This is a genomic window from Actinomadura rupiterrae, assembly GCF_024172125.1.
Lineage (GTDB): Bacteria > Actinomycetota > Actinomycetes > Streptosporangiales > Streptosporangiaceae > Spirillospora > Spirillospora rupiterrae.
On the sequence record NZ_JAMZEA010000007.1, the window covers coordinates 561,309 to 577,866 of the forward strand.

Sequence of the window (16,558 nt, forward strand, 5' to 3'; positions counted from 1 at the left end):
TCTCCTCCCGGAGCCCGGGCGCGGGGGGTCGCGCCAGATCCGCGTGGCGGGGCGTCAGAACAGGGTTCCGGAAGTGCTGCCTGGACTATCCCCGTTCGTGGCGGGATCTATGAGTTGCGGGCCGTTGTTTCTCACGTTGTTGACGGCGGTGGAGACGGGATAGGCGTCCATCGTGCCCGCGAGGGCGGGGGTGAGCAGCCCGCGCACCTCCTCGGCGGCGGTGAGCTCCGGGTCGAGCCAGGCGTCCCAGCGGTCCGGGGTGACGATCATGGGCATCCGGTCGTGGATCCGGCCGAGGTCGTCCGGCGCGTCGGTGGTGATCACCGTGCAGGTCCAGACCCACTCGTCCTCGGGCGACCTCCACAGCTCGTAGAGCCCGGCCATCGCCATGATCGCGCCGTCCTTGGGGTGGATGTAGAAGGGCTGCTTGCGCGGTTTCTTCTTCGTGCCCTTCTCGTCGGCGGCCGGGTCGCCCTCCGGCGTGTACCACTCGAAGTAGCCGTCGGCGGGCAGCAGGCAGCGGCGGCGCGCGAAGGCCCGGCGGTAGGCGGGCTTCTCCGCGACGGTCTCGACCCGCGCGTTGATCATCCGGGCCCCGGCGGAGAGGTCCTTGGCCCAGAACGGGACCAGGCCCCAGCGCAGCGTGCGCAGCTGCCGGAGCGCCTCCTCCTCGTGCTCGTCATCGCCGCCGGGGCGGCGGATCAAGACGGCCGGGACCTGCTTGGTGGGCGCGACGTTGTAGTCCGGCTCCAGCTCGCCGCCGGTCTCGTCCGCCTGGATCGCGAACTGGTCGAGCAGCTCCTGGCGCGCCCGCGTGGTGGCATAGCGTCCGCACATGGCCTCATCCTCCCGCGCTTGACCGACAAAGTCGTGGGCATGTAGCTCAGCATGCGACCCATCACGACCCCGGCCCGCCCGCTGGTGGCGGCCCCTTACATCATCACCGGCCTGGACGCCCTGCGCGATCCCGGCCCCCGCGCCGAGCAGGTCGCGCCCGCCGTCAAGCCCATCGCGGACCGCCTGGACTGGCTGCCGACGAAGGACCCGGTGGCGCTCGTGCGGATCCAGGGCGCGCTGAGCCTCGGCACGGGAGCGCTGCTGCTGACCGGCCGGTTCCGCCGGTTCACCACGCTGCTGGCGGCCGTCCAGCTCGTCCCGGCGCTGGCCACAGAGCACCGCTACTGGACCGAGGACGACCCGGAGCGGCGCCGGAGCGAGCGGTCCCACCTGCTGAAGAACGCCGCGCTGTTCGGCGCCCTGCTCATGGTGGCGGGATCGCCGGGCCGGGGCCGGACGGCCGAGCTGCGCCACCAGCTGCACGAGGCCCAGACCAGGGCCGCCGTGGAGGGCAAGGCGCTGCGCAAGCAGGCCGCGACCGAGGTGAAGGCCCTGCGGCGGCAGGCGCGCAGCGAGGCCAGGGCGGCCCAGCGGGACGCGGCGCTCAGGGTGTGGAAGGCGCGGCAGCGGGCCCGGAAGCCCGCCGGGCTCGGCCGGCTGATCCAGGGCGCGGTCTCGTCCGGCTCGGGCAAGCCGTCGGTGAAGAGCGGGCTGGCCGAGGCGGGCAAGGCGACCGCGAAGCGCGGGAAGGCGGCGTCGAAGCAGGCCAGGGCCGCGTCCAAGATCGCCTCCAAGCAGGCGAGGTCCGCTTCGAAGGCGGCGTCGAAGGTCGCGTCCCGGCAGGCCAGGGCGGTGTCGAAGCGCGGCGGCGAGCTGGTCCGCTCCGGCCACCGCTGATCCCGATCCCGTTCCCGGACGGCGCCAGCCTCAGCCGGGCGGGCGCCGTCCGCCGGTTCCGTAGCGGCGGGACAGGACGGGATCGGTCTCCCACCAGGGGCGCATCATCTCCGGCTCGTCCACGACGACGCCTTCGGCGGCCCGCTCGGCGACCTGCCGCTCCTGCTCGGCGTCCAGCTCGCGGTCGACGCGTTCGGCCTCGACGCGGTCCTGGCGCAGCATCCTGATGGCCAGGACGACCAGGAAGGGCATGCCCGCGAAGTCCCCGACCATCCACAGCAGGCCGCCGCCGATCTGCTGGTCGCGGTGGACCGACGGGCCCCACGTCCGGTGCACGTGCTCGTAGTAGGACGCGGCGAGCGGGTGGTGCCGGAGCATGATCGTGAGGCCGAGCGCGCCGTCGAACATGGCCTCGGCGAACGTGATGCCCATCGACAGCACGTGCGGGTAGGACCGCGGCATCGGGTCGACCTGGAGCCGCGCCCAGTAGTAGACGAGCCCGATCAGCACGAGCGCGATCTTCACGGCCTCGTCCGCGGCGGCGTTGCGCAGCGTCAGCTCGTAGAGCGGGCTGAAGTAGAGCAGCCAGGGTGTCACCACGAGCGCGGCCGTCCCGGCGGGCGGCGAGGTCAGGACGGCGACGGCGCGGCTGTCCAGGACGCGCTTGACCCGGTCGCGGCGCGGGCCGTTCGGCATGGTCTCCAGCAGGAGCGAGAACGGCGCGCCGTTGGCGAGGAACAGCGGCGAGACCGCCAGCAGGGTGATCACCTGGAGGGCGCGGGGCCAGAAGAGCGTGCCGTCGTAGGCGCCGACGAACGTGACGGTGACGGCGAGGACGCTGCCGAGCCCGAGGCCGACGAAGTTGAGCGTCCGGGACAGGGGCCAGCCGTCCGCGCGGCGGGCGCTCAGCAGGTACCAGGCAGCGAGCGCGACCACGAGGACGAGCATGGCGGGATCAACCGTCCAGCTCGCGAGCGCGCTCCCGACCGTGAGTTCCCGCACCTGCCATCCCCGACGCGTTGAACCGGGCGGCCGGATTCCCTCACACCCGCACCGCGAACCCGGCCGCCACGTGACAGGGACAGTAGGGCAGGGACCGTAAGCGCCAGGTGAACGTCTCCGAAACCCCCCGATAGGACAGGTCCGGAAACCCGGGAACCGGAAGTGGGCCTTAAGCCGGGTTCAAAAGCGTTGAACCCCCGCCGGGAGCGGGGACGTACTGCCTGCCGACCGCCGCTCCCGACCGGACGGAGACGCACGGCAATGGCAGCACTCCGCGGCCTGGCCGCCCGCCGCCGGCACTCCTCGGACGCCCCTCCGCCGGGCGACGAGGAGATCGTCGCCGCGCTGTACCGCGAGTACCACCGGCCGCTGCTGGCCTTCGTGCTGCGGCTGACCGGCGGCGACCGGGGCTGGGCCGAGGACGTGGCGCAGGAGACGATGGTCCGCGCCTGGCGCAGCGCGCGGACCCTCGACCCCGACGCGGGCTCCCTGATGCCCTGGCTGGCGACGGTGGCCCGGCGTATCGTGATCGACCACCGGCGGTCGCGCGACGTCCGGCCTCCCGAGGTGGGCGACGGGCCGCTGGAGAACCTCCCGGCGGCGGACGAGGTGGACGGCTTGCTGCGCAAGGTCATGGTCGCGGAGGCGCTGAACTCGCTGTCCGCCGCGCACCGCCAGATCCTCACCGAGACGGTGCTGCGCGACCGCACCGTCAACCAGGCCGCCGACGCCCTGGGCATCCCCGTCGGCACCGCGAAGTCGCGCGTCTACTACGCCCTGCGCGCCCTGCGCGTCGCGCTTGAGGAGAGGGGGGTCACGCCGTGACCGGGCATGTCGAGCACACCGATGTGGGGGCGTACGCCCTGGGCCTGCTGGAGGACGAGGACCGGCGGGCGTTCGAGGAGCACCTGCGCGGCTGCCCGCCGTGCCGCACCGAGCTGGACGAGATGTCCGGCATGGCCGACGCCCTGGCCGGGATCACCCCGCTCGACGAGGCCCCCCAGGAGGCCCCCCGGGAGGCTCCCGAGGAGGCCCCGGCCGCGGACGAGCCGCCCCGGAGCAACGTCGTGGACCTCATGCGGCGCCGGCGCGAGGCCGACCGGCGGCACCGGCGCGGCACGTACGTGATCGGCTCCGCCGCGGCCGCCGCCGTCCTCGCGGCCGGGATCGTGATCGGAACCCAGCTCACCGGGAACGACGGATCCCTCGGCCACGACCACTCCCCCGCGACGGCGCTCGTCCTGACGGGCGAGAAGCACTCCGCGTCCGACGCGGCGTCCGGCGTCTCGGGCACGATCGGCCTGGAGAAGAAGGGCTGGGGCACGCACGTCGGGCTGGAGCTGCGCGGCGTGAAGGGCCCCCTCCGCTGCCACCTGGAAGCCGTCTCGGCGACGGGCGAGCGCACGGTGGTCACCGGCTGGAAGGTCCCGGCGAAGGGCTACGGCGTCCCGGGCGCCCCGTCCCCGCTGGTCATCCACGGCGGGACCGCCCTGACCCGCCCCGAGATCACCCGCTTCGAGGTCCGCGTGGACGACCAGCAGTCCACGACCCTCCTCACCATCCCCCTCTGACCCCTCCGACCGTCCCGCCCCGGTGGCCGCCTCCGGCCGCCGGCTGCCGGATCGGCCGGACATCGCTACCCTGCCCGGCATGATCACAACGCGGGGCAGGATCATCGGCGCGGCGGCGGGCGCGGTCGTCCTCGGCGGCACGGTCGCCGTGGCGGTCGCGAGCACGGGCGGGGACGCGGGCAAGAGCGGCAGCGCCGGGGCCGTAGCGGACGTCCAGTCGCAGAACGTCGCGAAGGGGACGCCGCTGCACAGCGGGCCCGCCTGGTACCCGCGGGCCGTCCGGCTGTCGTTCTCCGCCGACAAGGCGCACCGCGGGCGGATCGTGGTCTCCACCAACACCAACGCGGGCGGGACGTTCTCCGAGAGCACCGACGGCGGCCGGACGTTCCACCGCCTCAGCGAGATCCGGACGCCGATGGCGAGCGGCCAGTTCTCGTGCTGCTCGACGCTGTTCGAGTACCCGCAGAAGCTCGGCCGCTACCCGGCCGGGACGCTCGTCTGGGCGGCCTCGGTGAACTACCTCGGCGGCGGGGACGCCAAGCCGGACCCGCACTCGGCGATCGTCGGCTGGCGCAGCACCGACTACGGACGGACCTGGAGGGCGCTGCCGAAGCCGATCGTGACGGGCGCGGGCGGGCACGGCCTGTGGGAGCCGGAGTTCTCGGCGGCGGGCGGCGGCCTGGTCGTCCACTTCTCGGACAAGGTGCAGCGGAAGTACGGGCAGGTCCTCGCGCGCGTGCGGTCGCTGAACGGCGGCGACGCGTGGAGCGGCAAGGTCAACACGGTCGCCGTGGGCGGCAGGCAGGACTCGCCCGGCATGCCGGTCGTCCGGCACTACCCGGGCCGCGGTTACGCGATGGTCTTCGAGTACTGCGACACCTCCGCGAAGCCGAGCGGGCACGGCTGCCGGGTGTACTTCCGCACGTCCAAGGACGGCTGGAACTGGGGCGACGCCCGCAAGCCCGGCACGCTGGTCAGGACGCCGGACGGCCGCGAGCTGGCCCACGCGCCGACGCTGGCGTGGACGAAGGGCGGCTCGAAGGGCCGGCTGCTGCTGGTCGCGCGGCTGGTCGAGTGGTCGCCCGCGAGGGTGGACAAGAAGGCCAGCGGCACCACGATCCTGGTGAACGACGCGGGCGGCGCGGGCCGCTGGCGCACGATGGCGTCCCCGGTGAGGATCACGAACTTCCGGGACGAGAAGCTGACGCCGGAGCAGAAGCGGCTCGTCCTGCCGTGCCAGAACTACAGCTCGTCGCTGCTGCCGTCCGCCGACGGCCGCACGCTGCTGGAGGTCGCCACGGACGCGGTCGGCGGCACATGCAGGGCCTACTACGCCTCCGGTCCGATCCGCTAGGACAGCGTGACGACCTCGTGGACGTGGCGGAGGACGGGGTCGCCGCCGGGGACGGCGTCGCGGTGCGTGATGAGGATGACCGTGCGGTCACCGGCGCGGGCGAGCAGGTCGGTGAGGACGGTCACGGCGGTCGCGTCGTCGAGGTGGGCGTCCGGCTCGTCCAGGACGAGGACGGGCGCGTCGGCGAGGAGCGCGCGGGCGAGGGCGATGCGCTGGCGCTGGCCGCCGGAGACGGCCGAGCCGTGCTCGCCGACCCGGGTCGCGAGGCCGGCCGGGAGGACGGTGAGCCAGGGGCCGAGCCCGGCGCGGCGCAGCGCGTCCGCGACGTCCTCGTCGGACGCGCCGGGCCGCGCGAGCCGGACGTTCTCGGCGACCGTGGTGTCGAAGACGTGCGCCTCCTGCCCGCCGAGGCAGATCACGCGGCGCACGGCGTCCGGTGAGAGGTCGCGCAGCTCGGCGCCGTTGAGCGTCACGGAGCCCCGGTAGTCGAGAAAGCGCGCGAGGACGGCCGCGAGCGTCGACTTCCCGGCGCCGCTCGCACCCATGATCACAAGGCGGCGGCCGGGCGGCAGGTCGAGCTGGAGGCCCGGCTCGCTGAGCGAGTCGGACGGCGCGTCCGGCCAGCGGGCCGTGACGCGGTCGATGCGCAGGTGGGGCGGCCCGCCCGGAATCGGCGCGGGGACGGACGGCTCGGTCACGGGCTCGGGCAGGGACAGGACGGCGGCGACGCGGCGGGCGTCTTCGCGGGCGCGCAGGAGGCGCTGCGCCGCCTGGGACAGCTCGGCGACGGCCTCGAACGCGGCGAGCGGCGTCAGCACGATCACCGCCAGGAGCACGAACGGCAGCCGTCCCTCGCGGACGGCCGGGACGCCCAAGGCGAGCGCCCCCAGCACGGACGCACCGGTCGCCAGGACGGTCAGCGCCGAGCCGAGTCCGGCCGTCCAGGCCGACCGGAAGGCCGCGCGGGTGACGGCGCGGTCGGCGCGGCTCAGCAGGGCGAGCCGGTCCGGGAGCGCGCCGAAGGCGGTCAGCTCGGGCAGGCCGTCCAGGGTCTCGGCGGTCCGGGCGGTGAGGGTGGCGCGCGCGGCGGCGGCGTGGAGTTCGGCGCGGCGCGCGCCCGACGCGGCCAGCACGGGCGCGACGAGCCCGCCGACCAGCAGCCCCGCCAGCAGGACGGCCCCGGCGGACGGCGTCACCCACCACTCCAGGACGACGGCCGCGCCGCACGCGATCGCGGCCGACGCCATCGGCAGGACGCCGCGCAACCAGCGGTCCGCGACACCTTCCGCATTGTCGAGAACCGTGCCCAGCGGGCCGGACGGCCGGATCGCCGGGGTCAGCTCGGCGAGACGCTCGAAGACCCGGACGCGCGTGCGCGCGAGGAGCCGCAAGGCCGCGTCATGCGATACCAGCCGCTCGACATAGCGCAGCGCACCGCGACCCATCCCGAACGCCCGAACCGCCACGATCGCGACCATCAAGTACAGGACGGGCGGGTGCTGCGAGGCCCGCGAGATCAACCACGCCGACGTCGCCATCAGCCCGATCCCGCAGACCAGCGCCCCGCTCCCGGCCAGCACCGAAGCCGCCAGCCGCACCCCCGGCCGCTGCGGGGTCATGCGGGCACTGCCAGGGCGTTCAGGTCGATCAGGTGGTCGGCGCGTTCGCGCAGGGCGGTGCGGTGGGTGGTCGCGATGACCGTGCGGCCGTGGAACGGGCCGTCCAGGAGGTCCAGGACGCGGAGTTCGGTGTGCGGGTCGAGGTGCGCGGTCGGTTCGTCCAGCAGGACGAGCGGGGTGTCCAGAAGGTCGGCCCGCAGGACGGCGCGGGCGAGCGCGACGCGCTGCCGCTGACCGGCCGAGAGCGCGGACGCGTCGGCGTCGAGCGGGGTGAAGTCCGGAATGCCGACCAGCGAGGCGGCGCGCAGCACGGCGTCGTCCGGTGACCCCGGGACGGCCAGGGCGATGTTCTCCGCGACCGTCCCGGCGACCAGGAACGTCCGCTGCGGCACCCAGGCGATGCCGCGCCGCCACTCGTCGCCCGGCACGACGTCCGCGCCGTCCAGGAGGACCCGGCCGGACGCGGCGGGCGTGAGGCCCAGCAGGACGTCCAGCAGGCTCGTCTTCCCGATGCCGGACGGCCCGGCCAGCACGGTCAGCGCGCCCGCCGGGGCGGTGAACGAGAACGGCCCGACCGGCTCGCGCCGCGCGATCGTCACGTCCTCGACGCGCAGCTCGCCGATCGGGCGCAGCGCGCCGCCGACCTGCACGTCCCCGCCCGGCGCGTCCAGGACGGCGAAGATGCGCGTGGCCGCCGCGACGCCGTCCTGCGCGGCGTGGAACTGCGAAGCCGCAGAGCGCAGAGGCAAGTAGGCCTCCGGCGCGAGGATCAGGACGAACAGCGCCGTCTCGAACGGCAGCGCCCCCGACACCAGCCGCAGCCCGGCCGACACCGCGACCAGCGCGACCGACACCGTCGCCGCGATCTCCAGGACCAGCGCCGACACGAACGCGATCCGCAGCGTGCCCAGCGTCGCGCGGCGGTGCTCGGCGGTGATCCGCCCGACCTGCGCCGCCTGCGCCTGCGCGCGCCCGAACGCCTTCAGCGTCGGAAGCCCGCGCACGGTGTCGGCGAAGTGCCCGGCGAGGACCTCCAGACTGCGCCAGCGGCGGCGGGTGCGCGCGGCGGTGCAGAGCCCGATCAGCGCCCCGAACATCGGGATCAGCGGCAGCGTCACCGCGACGATCACCGCCGACTCGACGTCGGTCACGGCCAGCGCGAACAGGACCGCCAGCGGGACGACCACCGCCGGCGCGAGCTGCGGCAGGTAGCCCGCGAAGTACGGGTCCAGCGCGTCCACACCGCGCGTGACCAGCGCGGTGACCTCGCCGGACGGCCCGTCCGGACGGTCCCGGACGACCTTGTCCAGCACCCGCGCGCGCAGCTGCGCCTTCACCCCCGCGGCCGCCCGGTGCGCGGTGACCTGCTGCCCCCAGACCAGCAGCCCGCGGAACGCGACCACTCCGATCAGCGCGAGGGGCACGGTCGCCCGGGCGATCGCGTGCGCGAGCAGCGCCGCCTGCCCCAGCGCGCACGCGGCGACCAGGCCGCCGGAGACCGCGCAGGCGACCAGGTACGGCGCGGTCGCGCGCGCCTCGCGGAGGAGCCTCGGATCGACCGGTCCGGGCATCAGTGGGCGGGCATGTCGTGCACGGTGACGCGCTTGCGGAACACCCAGTACGTCCAGCCCTGGTAGAGCAGCACCAGCGGAAGGAAGATGCACGCGACCCAGGTCATGATGCCGAGCGTCTTGGGCGAGGCGGAGGCGTTGTCCACGGTCAGGCCGTCGGCCGGGTCGAGCGTGGACGGCAGCACGTCCGGGTACAGCGACACGAACACCGTGGCCGCCGCGAACACGATCGCCGCGCCGGACAGCCCGAACCGCCAGCCGTCCCGCCCGTCCATGCGGGTCATGACCCAGGACGCGACGAGCGTCACCGCCGCGAGGACGGCGCAGACCGCCGTCGAGACCGAGCCGTGCCTCGCCTGCGTCCAGACCAGGAAGACCGCCGCAACGACGATCGTCGCGATGCCGATCTGCCAGGCCAGCGACCGCGCCCGCTCGCGGAGGTCACCGGACGTCTTCAGCACCGTGAAGACCGTCCCGTGGAAGGTGAACAGCAGCAGCGTGGTCAGGCCGCCGATCAGCGAGTAGATGTTCAGCAGGTCCCAGAGCGACCCGACGTGCAGGTGCCGCGCGTCCAACTGGACGCCGCGGACGACGTTGGCGAACACCACGCCCCACAGGAACGCGGGCACCAGCGAGCCGAAGAAGACGCACACGTCCCAGTTGGACCGCCACTGCTTCGAATCGCGCCTGCCGCGGTACTCGAACGCGACCCCGCGCACGATCAGCGCGACCAGGATCAGCAGCAGCGGCAGGTAGAAGCAGCTGAACAGCGAGGCGTACCACTCGGGGAACGCGGCGAAGGTCGCGCCGGCCGCGGTGATCAGCCACACCTCGTTGCCGTCCCAGACCGGCGCGATCGTGGCGAGCAGGACGCGCCGGTCCGACTCGTCCCGGGCCAGGACGCGGGTCAGCACGCCCACGCCGAAGTCGAAGCCCTCTAGGAAGAAGTAGCCGATCCACAGGACGGCGAGGGCGGCGAACCAGAGATCCTGGAGATGCATCGCGGCTCTGCTCCCACTCAGTACGCGAACGCGGGCTGGTCGCCGCCGCCGGGCTCGTCCGGCTCGGCGGAGACGTCGGGCGGGTCGGCCTTGGCGTACTTGACCATCAGCCCCACCTCGACCACGGCGAGCACCCCGTACAGCAGGGTGTAGACGATCAGCGAGGTCAGCACGGTCCCGGACGGGACCGAGGGCGAGACGCCGTGCCGGGTCTGCATCAGCGAGAACACGACCCAGGGCTGGCGGGCCATCTCGGTGAAGATCCAACCGGCCGAGTGCGCGATGAACGGCAGCACGATCGCGAGCAGCGCCACCCGCCAGAACCAGGGCGCCCAGCTGCCGCCGGGCAGACGTCCGCGCCGGGTCAGCCACAGCCCGGCGAGCGCGACCAGCGTCGCCAGCCCACCCGCGCCGATCATGATCCGGAAGCCCCAGTAGGCGATCGGGATGACCGGCCGGTAGTCGCCCGGCCCGTACAGCCGCTTGTACTCGGCGTTCAGGTTGTCGATGCCCCGGACCTCGCCGTCGAGGGTCCCCGTGGCGAGGAACGACAGCAGGTGCGGGACCTGCACCTCCCAGAGCGGGCGCGAGCCGTCCAGGGTGCCGATCGTGAAGATCGAGAACGACGCGGGCTTCTCCGTCCGGTAGAGCGCCTCGGCGGCGGCCATCTTCATCGGCTGCGTCTCGGTCATCACCTTGCCGAGCAGGTCGCCGGAGATCCCGACGCCGACGAAGCCGATGACCGTCGCGACCAGCCCGAGCCGGAACGAGGTCCGCATCACGTCGAGGTTGCGCTTGCGGAGCAGGTGCCAGGCGGCGACGCCCGAGGTGAGCACCCCGGCGGTCACCCAGCAGCCGAAGATCGTGTGCGGGAACGTCGCGAGGACGACCTTGTTGGTCAGCACGTCGGTGAACGAGGTCAGCTCGGCGCGCTGCCGCGCCGGGTCGAACCGGAACCCGACCGGGTGCTGCATGAACGAGTTCGCCGCCAGGATGAAGTAGCCGGACAGCATCGTCCCGGCCGCCACGATCCAGATGCAGGCGAGGTGCAGCGGGCGCGGCAGCCGGTCCCAGCCGAAGATCCACAGGCCGAGGAAGGTCGACTCCAGGAAGAACGCGAGCAGCGCCTCCATCGCGAGCGGCGCGCCGAAGATGTCCCCGACGAACCTGGAGTAGTCCGACCAGTTCATGCCGAACTGGAACTCCTGCACGATCCCGGTCACCAGGCCCATGCCGAAGTTGATCAGGAACAGCGTGCTCCAGAACTTGGTGGCCTTCAGGTAGCGCTCGCTCCCGGTCCGCGCCCACGCCGTCTGCAGGATCGCCACCAGCAGCGACATCCCGATCGTGACCGGCACGAACAGGAAGTGGTACACGGTGGTGACCCCGAACTGCCACCGCGCGAGCAGCAACTGGTCCACGCCTCGCCTCCCCGGATCCCCAGGCCGCGATCTCCTGGTACGGCGTGGAACCTATGCCCGCGACCGGCACGGATCCGGGGCGCGATCAGGATGTTGTCCCAAACTTGGCCAGGATTTGCCCGGCAAGGTCCGGGCCGTATCCGGCGGTCCTCGCCGCCGCGTCCGGCGGCGCTCGCCGCTGCGTCCGGCGCGTCCGGCTGGGCCTGCCGGCGCGTCCGGGAGGGCCCGGCGCCGGGGCGGGCGGGGCCGCGCCCGATAACCTTGGGGCATGCCGCTCTCCGAAACCGAGCGCGACTGGGTCGCGCCCGTGGCGCCCGGCCCGGTGGACGCCGTGGTGCCGCTGCCCGGCTCCAAGTCGATGACGAACCGGGCGATGATCCTGGCCGCGACCGCGGCCGGGTCGTCGCGGATCGGCCGCCCGCTGGTCAGCCGCGACACCGAGCTGATGGCGCACGCGCTGCGCGCCCTCGGCGCGGACGTCTCGGAGGACGAGCGGGACTGGCTCATCGCGCCCGGCCCGCGGCTGCGCGGTCCCGCCGACATCGACGTGGGCCTCGCCGGGACGGTCATGCGGTTCCTGCCGCCCGTCGCGGCGCTCGCCGACGGCGAGGTCTCGGTCGACGGCGACCCGCACGCCCGGAACCGGCCGATGGGCCCGCTGCTGGACGCGCTGCGCGCGCTCGGCGCCGGCATCGACGACGGCGGGCGCGGCGCGCTGCCGTTCACCGTGCACGGCCGCGGCGCGCTGCGCGGCGGCACGGTCACGCTGGACGCCTCCGCGTCGTCCCAGCTCGTCTCGGGCCTGCTGCTGTCCGCGCCGCGCTACGACCAGGGCGTGGAGGTGCGGCACGAGGGGCCGCCGGTGCCGTCCGCGCCGCACCTGGCGATGACGGTCGCGATGCTCCGCGAGGCCGGGGCCACCGTCGACGACTCCGAGCCGGACGTCTGGCGGGTCGCGCCCGGCGAGCTGAAGGGCCGCGACTGGCACATCGAGCCCGACCTGTCGAACGCGGCGCAGTTCCTCGGCGCGGCGCTGGTGACCGGCGGCAGGGTCACCGTGCCCGGCTGGCCGTCCGAGACTACGCAGCCCGGCGACGCGCTGCGCTCGCTGCTCGCCGACATGGGCGCGGACGTGTCCCTCGGCCCGGACGGCCTGACCGTCCGCGGCCCCGGCGGCGGGTTCGCCGGGCTGACGGCCGACCTGCGCGACGTGGGCGAGCTGACACCGGTGCTGGCCGCGCTCGCCGCGCTCGCGGACGGCCCGTCCCGGCTGACCGGCATCGCGCACCTGCGCGGCCACGAGACCGACCGGCTCGCCGCGCTCGTCCGGGAGATCGGCGGGCTCGGCGGCGACGTCCGCGAGCTGCCGGACGGCCTGGAGATCACCCCGCGCCCGCTGCGCGGCGGCGTCTTCCACACCTACGACGACCATCGGATGGTCATGGCGGGCGCCGTCCTCGGCCTCGCCGTCCCGGACGTCCGGGTGGAGAACGTGGGCACGGTGGGCAAGACACTTCCCGACTTCACCGATCGGTGGAGCGCGATGCTCGCGACGGCCGGATAGAGGGGCGGACCACTGGCACGCCGAACACGCGACTACGACGAGGACGACGTCCGGATCCGGCCCGGACGGCGTGGTTCGCGGCCGCGCACCCGGATCCGCCCCGCGCACGAGGACGCCGTCGTCGCCCTGGTCACCGCCGTCGACCGGGGCCGGTACCGCTGCCTGGTGGTGGACGCCGACGGGGAGCGCGAGATCACTGCGATGCGGGCGCGCGAGCTCGGCCGCAAGAGCGTCGTGGTCGGCGACCGCGTCGCGCTGGTCGGGGACGTGTCCGGACGGCCCGACACGCTCGCCCGGATCGTCCGGATCGAGCCGCGCACGTCCACGCTGCGCCGCACCGCCGACGACACCGACCCGTTCGAGCGGGTCATCGTCGCCAACGCCGACCAGCTCGCGATCGTCACCGCGCTCGCCGACCCGGAGCCGCGGCCCCGGATGATCGACCGGCAGCTCGTCGCCGCCTACGACGCGGGCATGGACCCGCTGCTCGTCCTCACCAAGGCCGACCTCGCGCCCCCAGCGGCGCTGCTGGAGATCTACGAGCCGCTCGGCGTCCCGTACGTGGTGACCCGGCGCGGCGACGACCCGGCCGAGCTGCGCGAGCTGCTCGCCGGGCGGGTGACCGTGCTGGTCGGGCACAGCGGTGTCGGCAAGTCCACGCTGGTGAACGCGCTGGTCCCGGACGCCGGACGGGCCGTCTCGCATGTCAACGCCGTCACCGGCCGCGGCCGGCACACCTCCTCGTCCGCGCTCGCGCTGGAGCTGCCGGAGAAGACCGGCTGGATCATCGACACGCCCGGCGTGCGCAGCTTCGGCCTCGCGCACGTCAAGCCCGAGAACGTCATCGACGCGTTCGAGGACCTCGCCGAGGGCGCGGCCGAGCGCTGCCCGCCGCACTGCGACCACCTCCAGGCCGACTGCGGGCTGGACTCGTGGGTCGCCGACGGCCACGCCGGCCAGGCGCGCCTCGACTCCCTGCGCCGCCTGCTCCGCAGCCGCGAGGGCGACCCGGACCAGCCGACCGAGCAACACGACGACCCGCCCGTCCCCTAGCCCCGCACAGCCCGGCGATTGTGCGGGGCGCTCGGGGCGGGCGAATCGGTATCGTCTGGGGCCATGCCCCCCAAGGTGATCGCAGGGCGGTACGAACTCCTGGAGGTGCTCGGCCGCGGCGGCATGGGCGCCGTGTGGCGCGCCCGCGACCGCACGCTCGACCGCGAGGTCGCGGTCAAGGAGGTCGACCTCCCGCCCGGCCTGACCGCCGACCAGGTCGCGCGGGTGCACGCCCGGACGCTCCGGGAGGCCCGGTCCGCCGCGCGGCTCGACCATCCCGGCATCGTCACCGTCCACGACGTGGTCGAGGAGGATGGGCGGCCCTGGATCGTCATGAGCCTCGTCCGCGCGCCCGCGCTGGACGCCTTCATCAACCGGCAGGGGCGCCCGCTGCCGCCCGTCCGCGTCGCCGCGATCGGCCTGGACCTGCTGGACGCGCTCCGGCACGCGCACGCCGCCGGGGTCGTGCACCGCGACGTCAAGCCGGGCAACGTGCTGCTCGGGACGGAGCGGGCCGTCCTCACCGACTTCGGCATCGCCTCGATCGCGGGCGACGAGACGCTGACGCAGACCGGCGTCGTCGTCGGCTCCCCCGCCTACCTCGCGCCCGAGCAGGCCCGGCACCAGAAGGCGACGCCCGCGTCCGACCTGTGGTCGCTCGGCGCGACGCTCTACGCGGCGGTCGAGGGGCGGCCGCCGTTCAAGCGCGACGACGTGTGGGGCGTGATGGCCGCGCTCCTGTCGGACGAACCGGACCCGACGCGGCTCGCCGGCCCGCTCACGCCCGTCCTGACCGGGCTGCTGCAGCGCGACCCCGACCGCCGGATGGGCGCGGACGAGGCCGTCCGGGCGCTGCGGCAGATCGTCCAGGCGCCCGCGGCCGTCCCCTCGCCGCCGCTGGGCATCCCGCTGGTCGAGCCGCCCAAGGACCCCTCGGTGGACGACCTGTCCTTCCCGCCGCCGAAGGACCCGTCGCTCGACAACCCGTCCTTCCCGCCGCCGCAGCCTCCGCCGCCCGGCTTCCCGACGCCTCCCCCGATGGACGCCCCGACGCAGCCTCCGGCGCGTCCGGGCCGGCAGGTGCCGTGGCCCGTGATCGTCCCGGCGGCGGTGTTCGGCGTGCTGATCCTGATCGCGGCCGTCGTGCTGGTCGTGTTCATGAAGGACAACTCCAGGAACGGCGCGTCCGGGGCGCATCCGCCGACCGGGCCGGCCACCGCGGCGTCCCCGCCGGTGCAGCAGTCGCCGTCCGCGTCCGCGACGCCGACGCAGCCGCTCCCGAGCGGGTACACGCTCTACAACGGCAGCGCGTTCAGCGCCGCGTACCCGACGGGCTGGAAGATCGACGACAAGGGCAGCGGCGGCGACGTCACCTTCCAGGACCCGGCGCCCGGCGTCATCCGGGGCATCTCGGTCTTCAAGGCGACCGGCCTCTACCTCACCAACGGCCTGATGCTCACCGAGGTCAGCAAGAGCCTCAGCCAGAGCGACGCCTACCGCGACTACAAGGAGGTCGGCCGCAAGGACTCGGTGCCGGTCAACGGGCACGACGCCGGAGAGCTCCAGTTCACCTTCACCCGCCGGGCCGACAACGGCAAGGACGTCCAGGGGCGCGCGGTCGTCCGGGTCTTCCAGGTCGAGGGCGGCGCGGAGGCGATCCTCATGGCCGCCGCGCAGAAGGACTGGGACGGCGGCCAGGGCGCCTACGACGAGTTCTGCAAGACCTTCACCCTCAAGTGACGTCCGGGCTCGGCCCGGGCCCGGGCGCGGCTCAGTCGGCGAGGCGGTCGAAGAGCGTCGCGGCGCGGGCCTCGGTCTCCTGCAGGACCCGGACGTGCTCGGGCGCCAGCTCCTCGACGCACTCGGTCATCGCCTGCGTGACCTGCGAGAACGCGGTCTCCTCCGCGGCCCGCAGCGCGGACCGGACGGTCGCCGAGCGGGCGCCGAGCGTGGCCCACTCCAGCTCCAGCCGCGCCACCGCCTCGTCGAACGTCCGGGAGATCTCGACGGTCTCCTCGCGCATCGCGTCCGGGACCGGGCCGCGGCCGACCTGCCGCGCCCGCGTCGACAGCGCCGAGATGCGGCTCGCCAGCGCGAGGCCCTCGCGGGCCATCGGCAGCACGCCGTGGATCAGCTCGGTCACCGCCTTCGCCAGCTCCTCGACCCGGGTGAGCAGGATCTGCGTCGCGTCCTCCAGCGCCGCCGAGGTGCGCGCGGCGACCCGCTCGGCCACCTCGCGCTGCCGCCGGGTCAGCTCCGGGACGATCTCGCCCTCCAGGTGGCGGCGCAGCTCCCGCGCGCGCCCGCCGGACCGGTCGACCGGACGCGTCCGGTCGAGCCAGTGCGCCCAGATCCGCTCCACCCGCTCGGCGCCGGACGCCGCGATCTCCCCGGTGATCTCGTCCATCGCCTCCCCGGACCGGGTCTTCAGCCGGTCGACCCGGCCGTACAGGGCGTCCCGCTTGAACGGGTCGTTCAGTTCGTTCAGCAACGCCTGCAACCGGCGGGACACGTCGATCGCGTGCTCCGCCAGCGGGACGAGCCGGTCGGCCAGTTCGTCGAGCGTCGAGGCCCGGCGCGGGTCGGTCAGTTCGGCCACCCACCCGGGAAGGTCGTGCGCCATGCCCGCCATCGTCCCATCCCGGCACGCTCCGCCGCCCCTCCGCCA

14 protein-coding genes are annotated in these 16,558 nt (G+C 74.2%); 7 read left to right on the forward strand and 7 right to left on the reverse strand.

From position 1 onward, the window contains the following. Positions 1-54: 54 nt before the first annotated feature. A complete protein-coding gene (locus FHU30_RS26935) occupies positions 55-837 on the reverse strand; it encodes an SOS response-associated peptidase (RefSeq protein ID WP_253879467.1) in 783 nt (260 codons plus the stop codon). A gap of 51 nt (positions 838-888) precedes the next feature. On the opposite strand from FHU30_RS26935, the gene FHU30_RS26940 reads away from it, so the two are divergent. Continuing rightward, complete coding sequence (locus tag FHU30_RS26940) at positions 889-1,734, forward strand: DoxX family membrane protein (RefSeq protein WP_253879469.1); 846 nt, start codon at positions 889-891, stop codon at positions 1,732-1,734. A 30-nt stretch (positions 1,735-1,764) separates the two neighbouring features. Here the strand turns inward: FHU30_RS26940 and FHU30_RS26945 are convergent, their stop codons facing one another. Further along, positions 1,765-2,736: a cytochrome c oxidase assembly protein gene (locus FHU30_RS26945; protein WP_253879470.1), complete on the reverse strand. Its 972-nt coding sequence runs from the start codon at positions 2,734-2,736 to the stop codon at positions 1,765-1,767. A 261-nt stretch (positions 2,737-2,997) separates the two neighbouring features. Between FHU30_RS26945 and FHU30_RS26950 the strand changes: the two genes are divergently transcribed. The 3 genes from FHU30_RS26950 to FHU30_RS26960 all read left to right on the forward strand — a co-directional run bounded on the left by FHU30_RS26950 (position 2,998) and on the right by FHU30_RS26960 (position 5,661). Beyond that, on the forward strand, positions 2,998-3,561 hold the full coding sequence (locus tag FHU30_RS26950; RefSeq protein ID WP_253879472.1) for a sigma-70 family RNA polymerase sigma factor: 564 nt from the start codon (positions 2,998-3,000) through the stop codon (positions 3,559-3,561). After that, positions 3,558-4,307: an anti-sigma factor family protein gene (locus tag FHU30_RS26955; protein WP_253879474.1), complete on the forward strand. Its 750-nt coding sequence runs from the start codon at positions 3,558-3,560 to the stop codon at positions 4,305-4,307. Before FHU30_RS26950 ends, FHU30_RS26955 begins: the two co-directional genes overlap by 4 nt. A gap of 79 nt (positions 4,308-4,386) precedes the next feature. Next, positions 4,387-5,661 carry a glycoside hydrolase family 183 protein gene (locus FHU30_RS26960; RefSeq protein WP_253879475.1) on the forward strand — a complete coding sequence of 425 codons (1,275 nt, stop codon included), beginning with the start codon at positions 4,387-4,389 and terminating at the stop codon, positions 5,659-5,661. On the opposite strand, the gene cydC is transcribed toward FHU30_RS26960, so the two are convergent. The 4 genes from cydC to FHU30_RS26980 are packed head-to-tail and all read right to left on the reverse strand — an operon-like array spanning position 5,658 to position 11,273. Then, the gene (gene cydC, locus FHU30_RS26965; protein WP_253879477.1) at positions 5,658-7,280 is read right to left on the reverse strand and encodes a thiol reductant ABC exporter subunit CydC; all 1,623 of its coding nucleotides are present in this window, start codon (positions 7,278-7,280) and stop codon (positions 5,658-5,660) included. The genes FHU30_RS26960 and cydC overlap by 4 nt on opposite strands. Then, on the reverse strand, positions 7,277-8,851 hold the full coding sequence (gene cydD / locus FHU30_RS26970; RefSeq protein WP_253879479.1) for a thiol reductant ABC exporter subunit CydD: 1,575 nt from the start codon (positions 8,849-8,851) through the stop codon (positions 7,277-7,279). Before cydD ends, cydC begins: the two co-directional genes overlap by 4 nt. Continuing rightward, on the reverse strand, positions 8,851-9,852 hold the full coding sequence (cydB, locus tag FHU30_RS26975) for a cytochrome d ubiquinol oxidase subunit II (RefSeq protein WP_253879481.1): 1,002 nt from the start codon (positions 9,850-9,852) through the stop codon (positions 8,851-8,853). Before cydB ends, cydD begins: the two co-directional genes overlap by 1 nt. Positions 9,853-9,869: 17 nt before the next feature. Further along, positions 9,870-11,273 (reverse strand): cytochrome ubiquinol oxidase subunit I, encoded by a 1,404-nt coding sequence (locus FHU30_RS26980; protein ID WP_253879482.1) that lies wholly within the window; start codon positions 11,271-11,273, stop codon positions 9,870-9,872. A gap of 268 nt (positions 11,274-11,541) precedes the next feature. Here FHU30_RS26980 and aroA point away from each other — a divergent pair, with 268 nt between their 5' ends. The 3 genes from aroA to FHU30_RS26995 all read left to right on the forward strand — a co-directional run bounded on the left by aroA (position 11,542) and on the right by FHU30_RS26995 (position 15,630). Further along, positions 11,542-12,837: a 3-phosphoshikimate 1-carboxyvinyltransferase gene (gene aroA / locus FHU30_RS26985; protein ID WP_253879483.1), complete on the forward strand. Its 1,296-nt coding sequence runs from the start codon at positions 11,542-11,544 to the stop codon at positions 12,835-12,837. 165 nt (positions 12,838-13,002) lie between these two features. Next, on the forward strand, positions 13,003-13,890 hold the full coding sequence (gene rsgA / locus FHU30_RS26990; protein ID WP_253879484.1) for a ribosome small subunit-dependent GTPase A: 888 nt from the start codon (positions 13,003-13,005) through the stop codon (positions 13,888-13,890). A 63-nt stretch (positions 13,891-13,953) separates the two neighbouring features. Next, on the forward strand, positions 13,954-15,630 hold the full coding sequence (locus FHU30_RS26995) for a serine/threonine-protein kinase (RefSeq protein ID WP_253879486.1): 1,677 nt from the start codon (positions 13,954-13,956) through the stop codon (positions 15,628-15,630). Positions 15,631-15,661: 31 nt separating this feature from the next. Here the strand turns inward: FHU30_RS26995 and FHU30_RS27000 are convergent, their stop codons facing one another. Continuing rightward, complete coding sequence (locus FHU30_RS27000) at positions 15,662-16,513, reverse strand: hypothetical protein (RefSeq protein WP_253879487.1); 852 nt, start codon at positions 16,511-16,513, stop codon at positions 15,662-15,664. Positions 16,514-16,558: the final 45 nt, after the last annotated feature.